The organism is Pseudoalteromonas sp. OOF1S-7 (assembly GCF_022347765.1).
In the GTDB taxonomy this organism is placed as follows: Bacteria; Pseudomonadota; Gammaproteobacteria; order Enterobacterales; family Alteromonadaceae; genus Pseudoalteromonas.
Genome location: NZ_JAKRFZ010000006.1, coordinates 150982 through 163200 on the forward strand (window position 1 = coordinate 150982; position 12219 = coordinate 163200).

Here is a 12219-nt window from a genome sequence, read left to right on the forward strand (position 1 = left end):
TTCGCGGCACCGCATTTTTTTATCCAAAAATGGGCGTCATAAAAATGAAATACCAAGTAATCGGCCTGGCGGTACTCACTGGCCTGGCACTGACCGGCTGCGAAGAATCACAACATCCTAACCAAGCTGCCGAACTATTAGCCGCGCAGTCAGCGCATAAAGCTGCACCTTACAAACCGGGTGATGATATTCCGGCAACCGCTTACCTGGAGCACGATGAAGTCTATAACCCGGAGTCCGTGATCCCGCCCCAGTGCTACACCAAAACCGATGGCGTGAATAACCCCTGTTATGCCTGCCATCAGTCTTATCAGCAGGAGCCTGAAAGACCCAACGCGATGCGCGATGGCCATTTGCAGGGCGTGTATGAATTCTCCGATCTGGGCCTGAAAAACCACTGGAAAAACCTCTTTGTCGACAGGACTGACTTGATCGCAGGTGTGCCAGACAAAAAGATCATGGCGTGGATCAATCAGGATAATTACACCCCGTTTATCGAAAAGCTGAAACAAGATAAGCAATGGCGCGGTGAAATAACCCCGCTGGAAAATCTGGCCTACCCGGAAAAAGCCTTTGATGAAATGGGCTTTGCTAAAGATGGCAGCGGCTGGGTGGCGTTTAACTACAAGCCCTTCCCGTCGACGTTTTGGCCTACCAACGGCTCCACGGGCGATGTGATGATCCGTTTACCGCAAGCGTTTCGCTCAAAAGGCGGCGAATACAATCAGGACGTGTATCTGGCAAACCTGAGTCTGGTTGAGCTGACGTTAAAAGGGTTGGATAAGATCTCCACTCCTACAATTTCTGAGCAGCGCATTGGCCAGGATTTAAACGGCGACAATCAACTTAGTGAAATCAGCGAGATAATCAGGCAATCACATTATGTGGGGGATGCCATAGATGCACTGGCGCATATGCTCTACCCTCAGGAAACAGAGTTCCTGCATACCGTACGTTATATTGGTGTGGACGAACATGGTGGCATTTATAACGCACCGCGTATGAAAGAAGTGCGCTACATGAAAAAGCACAAGTTTAAGACCCGCCAGTCACTAAACTCTTCATATCACCGTGAAGAAAAAGAAAAAGCATTCGAAAACCTGCCACAAACCCTGTATCTGGGCGATCAGGGTATCAACAACACCTTTGGCTGGACCATCAATGGTTACATTGAAGACAAACAAGGCAACCTGAGGCCACAGCATAAGCAGGAGCTGGCATTTTGTAATGGCTGTCACAAAACCATCGGCTCAACTTACGACCAGACCTTCTCATTTGCCCGCAAAGTAGAAGGCGCACGCGGCTGGGGTTATATCAACCTCAAAGAAATGAAGGATGTGCCCAACAAAGGTGAAACACTTGGCGAGTTCCTGACTTATATGAACCGTGTTGGCGGTGGCGACGAGTTCCGCCAGAACCGTGAAATGCTGCAAAAGTGGTTTAAAGCAGACGGCACGGTAGACAAAGAAAAAGTTGAGTCGGCAGGTAACCTGTACGAGCTGATCACTCCGTCAAAGGAGCGCGCACTGGCACTCAACAAAGCCTACAAAACCATAGTGGAAGAGCAAAGCTACCTGTTCGGCCGCGACGCAACACTGGTAGAGGCAAGCAACGTACTGCAACAAGTAGACGACTCCCAGGCTCCGTTAAAAAAGGAAAACCAACACCAATGGGACATGCAACTTGATTGGGCTAAGTGAGAACGACGATTGATAATCGTCGCAGCTCACTTAGCGCTTTTCATGGATGAAAAGCCGGGAGCCCCCTACAGGGAAGTATATCCACTCGTACCTTATGAGAACGACGATTGATAATCGTCGCAGCTCACTTAGCGCTTTTCATGGATGAAAAGCCGGGAGCCCCCTACAGGGACGTATTGCCACTCGTACCTCATGAGAACGATGATTAATAATCATCGCAGACTCGGCGTCCCCGCACTGCGAACGCTTTTCATGGATGAAAAGCCGGAAGCCCCCTACAGGGAAGTATTGCCACTCGTACCTCATGCGACCGATGATTAATAATCATCGCAGACTCGGCGTCCCCGCACTGCGAACGCTTTTCATGGATGAAAAGCCGGAAGCCTCCTACAGGGAAGTATATCCACTCGTACCTCATGCGACCGATGATTAATAATCATCGCAGACTCGGCGTCCCCGCACTGCGAACGCGAGGCATGGACGCCGATAACACGCGTTACGCGCCGGAAACCCCCTACAGGGAAGTATTTCCACTCGTACCTCATGCGACCGATGATTAATAATCGTCGCAGACTCGGCGTCCCCGCTCACTTAGCGCTTTTCATGGATGAAAAGCCGGAAGCCCCCTACAGGGACGTATTTCCACTCGTACCTCATGCGACCGATGATTAATAATCATCGCAGACTCGGCGTCCCTGCACTGCGAACGCTTTTCATGGATGAAAAGCCGGGAGCCCCCTACAGGGAAGTATTTCCACTCGTACCTCATGCGACCGATGATTAATAATCATCGCAGACTCGGCGTCCCCGCACTGCGAACGCGAGGCATGGACGCCGATAACACGTGTTACGCGCCAGAAGCCCTCCACATGGATGTATCGTGCAAAGTCGTGCTGCAGCGCGGTCTTTGTGCAAGGTGATATGAGCTGCTTTAACAGGATTTACACTGTGTTTTAACCTGTATATTTTCATTGTACCGATAAAAGTGTTGTTATAAAATATCAAACAACAAAAATAATAAAGTGTATAAAATCAAATTTTTATATTATTTTACTATTTTAAAAGAACAAATAATTAAAGGATTTTATCATGAAAAAACTCGCTTTCTCCGCCGTTTTAGCTTTGGCTTCTTTAGGTGCGCAGGCTAATACCTGTAGCAGTATAGGTTGTACAAGTGTCATTGAAACACTATATACCAGTGAAAATGGCAATATCTACGTTGGATTTCCTAAAGATGAAAAGCAAGCAAAATGCACACCACAAAGTGGTATTTACTTTACCCTGAGACCTGAAGCAAAAAACATAAACCAGATGTATTCGACATTACTTTACGCGTTAGCATCCAATAAGAAAGTGCAGGTTCGAATTCACGAAAATACCCAAGGCTGCCTTATCTCAATGGTGAGTGTAGACACTCGCTGGTAGCCTCACCCTGAGGCGTGTCTTTGCTTTGAACTAAATTGCTTTATCCCTGTGGGTGAAGCAATTTACGTATTCAGAGGGTGAATGTGTGTATTTGGTGCGATACAAACCGTTGAATTACCTGGTAGACGTTGTTCTGATACTGTTGATTGTTCAGGCCTTCAAATAATTTAGCCCGATCTCCAATAGCGCCCGTCACTCTTTACTGACTGGTGTAAAAAGTGCCTCTTTTCAACCTCCAGATACGCAGCAGTTTGCTTTGCCGCCTTGTTTCTAAGCCAGCATTTGCGCCAGTGATTAATACACGCGTGATCACTATGTGGCCTCTTTCTGACTTTGGCTGTTGGGCCTGTTGGTTTGTATGACTCGATTTGCGAACAACCGCTTACTGCTTTTGGTATTTCTTGCGGTTTTTGAGCCGTGTTACACCAATCAATATCAATACCAGGCAACGGAGTCAGTCCTTTTGTTGCTGGCGTTGTTGTTTGGATTTGTTGTGTTGTTCAAGCACGGCACCAAACAAGATGCCAAATGCCAGCCCCAGACCTACATTATTAAACGCAACGCCCAGCGCGACACCAATTGCAATACCAGCACCAAGGGCTTCGCCATTGCCAGAACTGGGTTTTTCTTCTTTTGAGTACTTAGCCATTTTAGCTGCCTTTATTCGAGGTCGGTTTGATTATGATAATACATCCATTTGAGCCTGAAAGTCGCATAAACACAACGCAATCACGCTCAAAAATGTAAACAATGATGAATGGCTGAAACAATAAGGCTTTAAGTAGCAGACTAATAACTGATTGTTTTTTATGAGGTTAGTGCGAGAAACTAGCCCACCAGGCTCGCTAACCTGTCATAAGTTAATACAACAGAAGCAGCCGGTTTGATGAGAAGTAAGGTATTCACATGCTAAGGTATTTGCGGTAGTGGATATGGTAAGCCGCTACAGGAGAGTCCTATGCAAAGAAAGAAAAGCTTAAAAATTATGATGTTTATTTGGGCTGAGCGGCTCCCGCTTATCTTTGCATTGGTTATCGGGCTGCTATCTGCAGCGGTGTATTACCTGGTCCTGTTTGCCAGCATGGCTGACACCGAAAGCGCTCTGATCTGGTTGCTTGGGTGTGGGCTTGGTGGTGCCAGTATCGGATATCTGGCGGGATTAAGTGTTGCTAAGCAAGTATACAGTGTACAGCAGGGCACTGGGCCCTCGATAACTGACGGCTATGAACAATTGAATGATGGTGATTAGCACTGGATTGAATAAAGAAACCTGACACGAATGGCCTTAAAAGACGACTATTTAGCTCACTAAATTGTGTGGATGATAGTGGTCCTCGGTAAATGAAGGAAAATAGTATGAAAACAACAAGAAAAATGATGGCCTGCGCCTTTTTAAGTTTGCTTTCTCTGGGAGCACAGGCGAAAGCTGACTGCACAACCGATTGTCAGCTGAGCAAAGTAAACCAGTATTTTGATGCGCTGGATGCGGTCTCGTATAAAGGCTCTACCGTTGCAGATATTGATGCCCTGATTAACCTTATGCACGACGAGGTTAAGTACGAGCATATTGAGTATCAGGCTAATTTTGATAAGCCCGCCTGGCGACGCGCTTTTTTGCGCAACCTTGAAAGTGGCCGCTACGCTAGTGCAACCAGCCGTGAGATCCGGGTATTACGTACGATCCCGGGTAAAAGCCACATCGCGGTGGAGTATGCCTATGGTGTTAACCAGGCTGATGGCAGCTGGCAACAGCAAGAGCCGATGCTGGCCGTATTTGGTTTTAAAGATGGCAAAATTAGCCTGATCAGAGAGCTGTGGTAGTTTGGCTTCGGGCTGGCTAGAGAGTCTGGCAACTATTGACGATGAGCACCTGATTAAAATATCGGATGATTTTGTCATACCCGGTTGGTGCAAGGTCAATATGACCCGTACTTTTTTTACTGATATTGGCAATCTGAATATCAAGGGTGAATGTGCTTCCACCTTTGAGTCCCTCGCGAAAGTAACGGGGTTGCCAGCTCTGAATATCCAGTGCTGTGAGAAAAGCCAATGTGTGGTTGAGTGTTTTATCAGAAATGCGTTTGTCACACACAGAGAAGGTTTTGCCTGAGTCGGTTTTACTCAGGCTCAAGTTTTGGTGATCATAATACAATACTGACTTGTTTCTATATGAACCTGTTTCAAATTTAACGTGCTCGGCCGCGAGCGGCCCTGATATGATTAATATCAGGGCGCAGGCGGATGCTGCGTGTCGTTGGTTAAAAACTGTAGCTGATCCCGACATACGCTGTACGCGGCATGCCCGGTTGGATACGGGTTCGGCCAAAACGCTCCTCGTTTTGCAGTGCATAGGTTTTGTCGGTGAGGTTGGCTATCCGGGCGTGAAGCTTTACACGCTCATTGAGCCGGTAGTTGGCTTTGAGGTTAAATACCGTATAGCCCGAGTAACTATCGGTATTTTCAACGCTCAGGTAGTAGTCGCCGATGCTTTTGGCTTCCGCAGTTAGCCTGAGTCCCTTGATGGCCTGGCTGTGGTAGTTGAGCCGGAAGTTGGCAACATATTCCGGTGCCATGTGCAGGCTGTTACCCGACAAATCTTGTTCCATCGACTCGCCTGTCTCGCGGTGAACCCGCCCCTCATCGCGAATGTAATGACGGAATTCATGGTCAGACTGGCTGTATGCCAGCGCGGCAGAAAATGCGCGGTTAAACTGGTAGTTCAGACCAAGCTCAAAGCCTTTATGTCTGACACTGGAAGCATTAACCCGGTAAGAGGCGCCCAGGTCACTGAATGCCGTAACAATGGCGTCGTCCACATCCATCAGATAGTACGCTAGCTCAATCGACAACGCATCCAGGTTGGCCTTGTAGCCCAGCTCATAAGTATCGGACGTTTCTTCTTTCAGGCTGCCCAGCTGTGCGCTGCTCTGGCGACTTTTCAGGTGATACATTTCAGGTGCTGTTGGCAAGCGCATTGCATTGGCAAAGCGTGCGTAAACACTGGAGTGTGCGTTAAGCAGATAGTTCAGGCTCAGCTTAGGGCTGAGGTGACTAAAGGTGTCTTTACGCGAGGCGATGGAGCGATTACCAAAGCCGTCATCTTTGTATTTCACCAAGGCATTGTCGAACTCGTATTCACTGTGGTCAAACCGTGCGCCCAGCGTGTAGCTGAGTGCATCGCTAAGATAACCGATATGCTGGATGTAAGGTGATACGCTTTTGAAGGTGGTGGTGTCGTCGTAGAACACATGTCCTTGTGGATATGTTGCCGCTCCGCGCCCGGTGGTGATCCGGGTGGTGGGCTGAAACGAGTAAGTATCTCCGGACGTATGCTCCAGATCAACGCCTAGTGTCGTTTGAGCACTGTTTTGGTGAGACCAGCTTGCCAGTGCCAGCAGGCCGAATGTGGTGACTTGTGTTTCTTCTACCGGCATATTGGGCTGCCAGGTAGCGAGGTGCTCTAATGTACGATGGCGTGCGTAAGGAATGAGGGACACGCTCAGGTCTTTGTCTTCATACAGGTATTCAGTGCTAAGGCGCATATAATCCGTGGTTCTGCGCGGATCCAGGTTGATCACTTCCTCGGGCAGGCCTGACTGAGAGGGATCCTGCTCAAACTGCTCAATGCTCAGCGTGGTAAGAATTTGCTGATCAAGGGATGAGGCGATCAGCGAGGTTGTCAGGCTTTGCTTGTCATCCACCTGATATTCGTGGCGTACGTCCAGCTCGGTTTTCTCAACGGCATTGTGATCTCGCCAGCCGTCGTTGTCGAGGTAGGCCGCCGATACGCGCAATCCACCCTGGTTGTCATCCAGCCAGGTCGTGCTGCCATTTATCCGTGAATAGCCATACTCACCCAGTGTCAGACCGAGCGTGTTCTTATCTGCGCTGACCGGTTTTGACAGTACATTGACTGTGGCTGCAACAGCGCCTGCGCCATGCAGGCTGGTCCCCGCACCACGGAGCACTTCGAGGCGCGACAAACCAATGTTACTGGTGGTCCACCACAGTGCGTTATGGGTATAAAAGGCCGCCGATTGCAGCGGGATATTATCCTGTAAATACAAAGTGTAGCCGTCAAAGTTTATCGGCATCCGCACGGCTGCGTTGTGCCCTTGTCCACCCGACAGCTGATTGATCAAAACCCCCGGTATGGTTTGCAATGACTCGGAGATATGCTGCGCATTGTCGTCAGCAATGGTTTGCTCGGATACCTGACCCACACTCAGTGCCAGATCGGTATTGGCTTTGGCTGTACGGGTTGATGTAACCGTGATTTTTTCTATCTGGTCGATACCTGCTGTGTCAGCAGCAACCTGTGCTGAATACGCCTGTAGCAAGGCAAACGTTAACGCAGAAACAGTCAAACCGGGTTTCATGAAGACCTCTTTATTCGTTCAGGAAGCAGGATGATAATCCTGCCACGCAAAAATGTACAAATTATGCGGTCGGTATACGGTGGTGGCTTATATCGTGATCTTTGCTGAGAGAATAAATCAATTTGGGTACATTGGTAAAATATGTGTTAACTTTCACTGGTTGACGATGACTTATTGGTGGTGAGCTATGCCCCATACGCCCAATTTTGAAGATATACGCTATTTTATCGAAGTGGCCGGTACGAGAAATTTATCTCGCGCTTCTGAACGCCTGGGGATCACTCAGCCCAGTGTCAGCGCGGCAATGAAACGCCTTGAGCAGAGCTTTGGCACCGACTTGCTGGTACGGCACAAAAATGGTGTGGCATTGACCAAAGCGGGTGAAGTATTGCAAGAACAGGGGCAGCGTTTTATGACTGACTGGAGCCAGCTGAAGTCGAACGTCTACCAGGCAAACGGTGAAATGGCCGGAACCTTCACTCTGGGTTGCCACCCTTCCGTGGCACTCTATACATTGCCTCACATACTTGGGCCCTTAAATACTAAGTACCCTGGTTTGATATTCAACCTGGTCCATGACTTGTCAAGGAAAGTGACAGAGCAAGTGATCAGTAATGAAATCGACTTTGCATTGGTCATCAATCCCGTCAGACACCCTGAGCTGGTGATCCACAGTTTGTTATTTGATAATGTGACACTTTGGTGTGCGCAATCCACGGATGCCACAGAGCGCGAAGCCCTGCCTTTGTATTGTGACCCGAATCTCAAACAAACACAGCAATTGCTTAAGTCCCTGCCCGACTTTTCCCATCATCAGATTGCGTCTAACAACCTTGAAGTGATCTCTGCCCTGGTTGCCAGTGGGCTGGGTTTGGGGATTTTACCTGAGCGCGTTGCCAGGCGCGCACCGGCACCCCTGACAACGTATAGTGCAAAAATAAAGCCTGTTCCGGATGAGCTGTGTTTTATTTATCGGGCTGATAAGCAAAATCATGCGGTCAGTTCACAGTTACATCGCGAGATTAAACAGCTGTTATCTGATTAGCGCTTATCTTGTCTGTGGCGTTATATTTGGTCACAGTCAATGGCGCTGACAACGGCATGTACATCCGGGTTATTGGAGAGTTTTTCAAACAGCTCGCCAAAGGTTTCGCCACCTTTGGTGCGTATGGTAACAACCGTGCCATAGTATTGGGTTGTCAGATCGAATGTATAAGTCATCCCGGCGCGTGTTTGTGTGCCCAGGCTCAGCTCTGTAGACCCTTCGGTGTTGGGATAGTAATTATCGACGACCAGATTATCTGCCAGAATCTGATAACTGCTGATGTAGCTGTTACGCCTGTTTAGCGAGATACCGATACCGCAGTTTCTATCATGTAGTTGTGGGTAAACTACGAAAAGCTCGGCTGTGTTGGCGTTGTTTTGCAAGGTTGTAAAGTTGCCGCTTCGTTTTATCCAGTCGCCTGCATCTGCGAGTGCTGAAGACGCGGCGACCAGCGTAGTTAAAGACACAGCGCGCAGGGTGTGTTGGATGGTACCATTCATTGTATAAACTCCTGTTTTATTAGTTCCCCAACTGTAAAAAAGCTAGGCAAATTAATAAAATAGAAGTTATCAATCTGTGTGATAGGCAAACCCAATAGCACCCACGCGTGACTAGTGATGGTGTAACTCACCGGCCAGTTGCTGTGCCAGCGTGATTTCATCCCGCGTCATGCGTTGTTCCAGGTAATTTCTGGTCCACTCAACGCGACTATATACCTCACTGTCCTGATAGGTTTGCAAAAAGTAATGACTGTAAGCCAGTGCCTGAATATAGTTTTGTCCGCCAGTATCAGGGTCCAGGTACTGATAGCCACGGATCAACTGTAAGGTCGCTTTCTCACCACCCAGCAATGCGACTTGTTCAGTCACCTGATATTTTTGTGCCGTGAATACTTTCATGCGAGCAACCTGCTCATCTCTGGTGAGTGTGCTGAAATTCAGTGCCTGATGCACTTCTGTCGGGGCTAGTCGCCATAGTGTATCGGCTGCTTTATCAGAGCCCATTTTGGCTGCGTTTATTAGCTTCTGCACATAGTTTTCATCGCGGCTTGTATTGTTCAGGCAGTGTTGATATCTGGTTGTCATGGTTTCGATTATCTCGTGCACTTCATCGCGAGATAATGCCTCTTCAAGCCATTGATTGAATGCTTCGTCGTTACGCGGAACGTTGCGACACTGGCGTATTTGCATGGCTTGTTTAAACCGTGTTTCAGCTGACTTGGCCTGCACCTGCTCGGGTTGCTGGCGTGTCGTGCTGACCATTTTATTCGTCAGGTCCGGATGCTGAACTTGTTTGACAATGGAATCTGCACCTTTGATATTCTCGGCGTCATTCTGTTCTATTGGGTAAAAGAGCTGTGCACAAATAAAAAGACAAAGGCCTGTCAGCATGCCAATAAGAGTACTACGCATAAAAAGGGTACCTGTTGATGAAAGGTGCCGCTTCATGGAGGCGGCGCCCGAGATTAAAATCCGTTTTTAAGTGTCTGCTCCCGGTCCACCACTTTGCCCTGATGGATCACGGCGTGAATTTTTTGGGTATTCTGAATATCCTCTATCGGCGAGGCATCCAGGACCACGAAACTTGCCTGAGCACCGGTTTGTAGTGTGTTATCAATGCCCAGAAAGGAACCTGAGCGTGTGGTGGCTGCTGCCAGTGCTTGCCAGTTTGTCATGCCAGCCTGGGTGAATTTCAATATTTCTCTGTGCACAGAATAACCCTGAATAGTGCCGTAGTTACCGGCGTCAGTGCCTGCTAAAACGGTAACACCGGCTTTTACCAGTGCGGCCAGGTTAGCGGTTCTTAGTGCATCCTGCTCACGCCATTTGGCTTCCCGATCGCCCCACTTCTTCATGGTTTCTTCGCTCTGGTAACCTGCAATGATGGCTGGGGTCGTCATGGCTTGCAGCAGCTCTGAGACGATCACCGTCTTGTCGAACAGAAAGTCCGTCAAGTCTGTGTGAACTGTCATGGTTGGGATCACTACCATCTTTGCCTTGGCTATTCTGTTTGCCATGCCTGTCGGAATGGGGGTTCCCGGAATGTGCGTAAAGGCAGTGGCACCCACTTCGATGGCATCACTGACCTCCTGCCAGGTTTTAAGGTGGACGATGGTCTTGATCCCCAGCTGCTTGCTTTGCTGCACGATGGCCGCAAAGGTCGTCTTATCAATGGAAGGTTGATCGTCACTGGGCTGGTAGACCACTTTAATCACATCCGGTTTGGCTTTAGCAAGGCTCTGCACCTGAGCAATGGCTTCTTCGGGAGTCGACATAGTGCGTGTTTTCAGGCCGTATTCTGTACAGTGGCCCTCTGGCGCGGTGAGACAAGATAAGCTGCTGTAGATATCGGCACCCAAAAATGCGCCGGCTCTTTGCTGTTGTCGCGCGGCTACGAGGCCTTGCTCGTGGCCAAATAAGTCTACAAAGCCGGTCACTCCGGCATACAGCACGCGATGGGAGATTTTTTCAGTGCCGGCAAAATCTGATTTGGCATGAGGTGCCCGATTGCCGAAAGCATGAACATGCATGTCGATCAACCCCGGAATTAGCCAGCGATTATTTAGATCCAGTGTCTGACCTTTATAGCCGACTGGCGGCACGGGATATTCAGCGGCTATCTTACCTTGTTCTATCAGCACCGCACCGCGGCGGATCGTTTGCTGGTCGACATCGACAATCTGAACCTGAGTGAGCAGCAGTGTGTCTGGTGAAGCAGCTGGCGTGTCACTCGCATAGCTAAACTGTAGCACCGAAAGCATGGCGAGTGCGCCTGAGAGCTTTGTTATTATTGTTTTCATTTGCTGGGTCCTTGAGCTGGAAGTGTTTTCTATTCGTGTTATGTCCAGTCTTATAGTGTGCCGATATAACCGCAGTAGTGCAATGCAAAGCGCTCTGGACTGCGAATTGTAAAGGGGGTTTACGCCAGAGTCAGAGCGTTCCCACGCTAGGCATAACAGGCTTATCTCACGTTTTATTGTTGTGGATGAAAAGTATGAATATTTGACTGTTTTTATATACAGTATTTTGTGATTTACTATGTGTTTATGATTGCCGATGAGCCGGCATTTTACGAAAAACTGGGATATCGACTGGTCGCCCCGAAGAGCCAGGGCATGACCAAAAAGTTCCAGCCTCATAAATAAGTTTAAGGGTGACTATGAAACAGAATATTGCGCACGTGGCACTGGTGGTTAATGACTATGATGAAGCGCTCGACTTTTATGTCGGTAAACTCAAGTTTGAGTTGATAGAGGATACCTATCAGGCGGAGCAAGATAAACGCTGGGTAGTCGTGGCACCGCCTAATTCTCAGGGAGTTGCTCTATTGCTGGCAAAAGCCTCTAAGCCTGAACAAAAACGCTGTGTTGGCGACCAGGCGGGCGGCCGTGTGTTTTTGTTTTTAAGCACCGACGATTTTTGGCGGGACTATGAAGCGATGAAAGCCGAAGAGATCCAGTTTGTGCGTGAGCCCGCGACACAAGACTATGGCACAGTGGCCGTATTTGAGGACTTGTATGGAAATTTGTGGGATCTGATCCAGTACAGCGATGACCATCCGATGTCTCGCAGGGGCTGCTAGCATCAATAGCCACATGACGAGGTCGGGGTGAACAAACGATACTTACTGATGAGTTTTTCTAAATAGAGTACACTCATGCGCTCATCCA

The 12219-nt window shown here is 48.7% G+C and carries 12 protein-coding genes and 1 pseudogene; 7 read left to right on the top strand and 6 right to left on the bottom strand.

Annotation, left to right across the window (positions count from 1 at the left end; all coding sequences use genetic code 11):
• Positions 1–44: 44 nt before the first annotated feature.
• Together MHN33_RS11160 and MHN33_RS11165 are read left to right on the top strand one after the other, a co-directional pair.
• Positions 45–1700, top strand: a complete 1656-nt coding sequence (locus tag MHN33_RS11160) for a hypothetical protein (RefSeq protein ID WP_239398004.1) — start codon at positions 45–47, stop codon at positions 1698–1700.
• A gap of 1089 nt (positions 1701–2789) precedes the next feature.
• The gene (locus MHN33_RS11165; RefSeq protein WP_239398005.1) at positions 2790–3125 is read left to right on the top strand and encodes a hypothetical protein; all 336 of its coding nucleotides are present in this window, start codon (positions 2790–2792) and stop codon (positions 3123–3125) included.
• A 454-nt stretch (positions 3126–3579) separates the two neighbouring features.
• Here the strand turns inward: MHN33_RS11165 and MHN33_RS11170 are convergent, their stop codons facing one another.
• Positions 3580–3774, bottom strand: coding sequence for a hypothetical protein (locus MHN33_RS11170; RefSeq protein ID WP_239398006.1), 195 nt, complete (start codon positions 3772–3774; stop codon positions 3580–3582).
• A gap of 309 nt (positions 3775–4083) precedes the next feature.
• Between MHN33_RS11170 and MHN33_RS11175 the strand changes: the two genes are divergently transcribed.
• Both MHN33_RS11175 and MHN33_RS11180 read left to right on the top strand, forming a co-directional pair.
• Positions 4084–4374: a hypothetical protein gene (locus tag MHN33_RS11175; RefSeq protein WP_239398007.1), complete on the top strand. Its 291-nt coding sequence runs from the start codon at positions 4084–4086 to the stop codon at positions 4372–4374.
• 107 nt (positions 4375–4481) lie between these two features.
• Positions 4482–4946 carry a nuclear transport factor 2 family protein gene (locus MHN33_RS11180; RefSeq protein ID WP_239398008.1) on the top strand — a complete coding sequence of 155 codons (465 nt, stop codon included), beginning with the start codon at positions 4482–4484 and terminating at the stop codon, positions 4944–4946.
• Positions 4947–4962: 16 nt separating this feature from the next.
• On the opposite strand, the gene MHN33_RS11185 is transcribed toward MHN33_RS11180, so the two are convergent.
• Positions 4963–5256 carry a hypothetical protein gene (locus MHN33_RS11185; RefSeq protein ID WP_239398009.1) on the bottom strand — a complete coding sequence of 98 codons (294 nt, stop codon included), beginning with the start codon at positions 5254–5256 and terminating at the stop codon, positions 4963–4965.
• Positions 5257–5383: 127 nt separating this feature from the next.
• Positions 5384–7504 (bottom strand): TonB-dependent receptor, encoded by a 2121-nt coding sequence (locus MHN33_RS11190; RefSeq protein ID WP_239398010.1) that lies wholly within the window; start codon positions 7502–7504, stop codon positions 5384–5386.
• Between the two features lie 187 nt (positions 7505–7691).
• Between MHN33_RS11190 and MHN33_RS11195 the strand changes: the two genes are divergently transcribed.
• On the top strand, positions 7692–8549 hold the full coding sequence (locus MHN33_RS11195) for a LysR family transcriptional regulator (RefSeq protein WP_239398011.1): 858 nt from the start codon (positions 7692–7694) through the stop codon (positions 8547–8549).
• A 20-nt stretch (positions 8550–8569) separates the two neighbouring features.
• Here MHN33_RS11195 and MHN33_RS11200 read toward each other — a convergent pair whose 3' ends face one another.
• From MHN33_RS11200 to MHN33_RS11210, 3 genes are all read right to left on the bottom strand, one after another.
• Positions 8570–9049, bottom strand: coding sequence for a hypothetical protein (locus tag MHN33_RS11200; RefSeq protein WP_239398012.1), 480 nt, complete (start codon positions 9047–9049; stop codon positions 8570–8572).
• Positions 9050–9160: 111 nt separating this feature from the next.
• Positions 9161–9961, bottom strand: a complete 801-nt coding sequence (locus MHN33_RS11205) for a hypothetical protein (RefSeq protein WP_239398013.1) — start codon at positions 9959–9961, stop codon at positions 9161–9163.
• A gap of 53 nt (positions 9962–10014) precedes the next feature.
• On the bottom strand, positions 10015–11349 hold the full coding sequence (locus MHN33_RS11210; RefSeq protein ID WP_239398014.1) for an amidohydrolase family protein: 1335 nt from the start codon (positions 11347–11349) through the stop codon (positions 10015–10017).
• A gap of 237 nt (positions 11350–11586) precedes the next feature.
• Here MHN33_RS11210 and MHN33_RS24030 point away from each other — a divergent pair.
• Both MHN33_RS24030 and MHN33_RS11215 read left to right on the top strand, forming a co-directional pair.
• Positions 11587–11694: pseudogene (locus MHN33_RS24030) on the top strand (GNAT family N-acetyltransferase); the annotation flags it as partial.
• A gap of 14 nt (positions 11695–11708) precedes the next feature.
• Positions 11709–12131 (top strand): VOC family protein, encoded by a 423-nt coding sequence (locus MHN33_RS11215; RefSeq protein WP_239398015.1) that lies wholly within the window; start codon positions 11709–11711, stop codon positions 12129–12131.
• Positions 12132–12219: the final 88 nt, after the last annotated feature.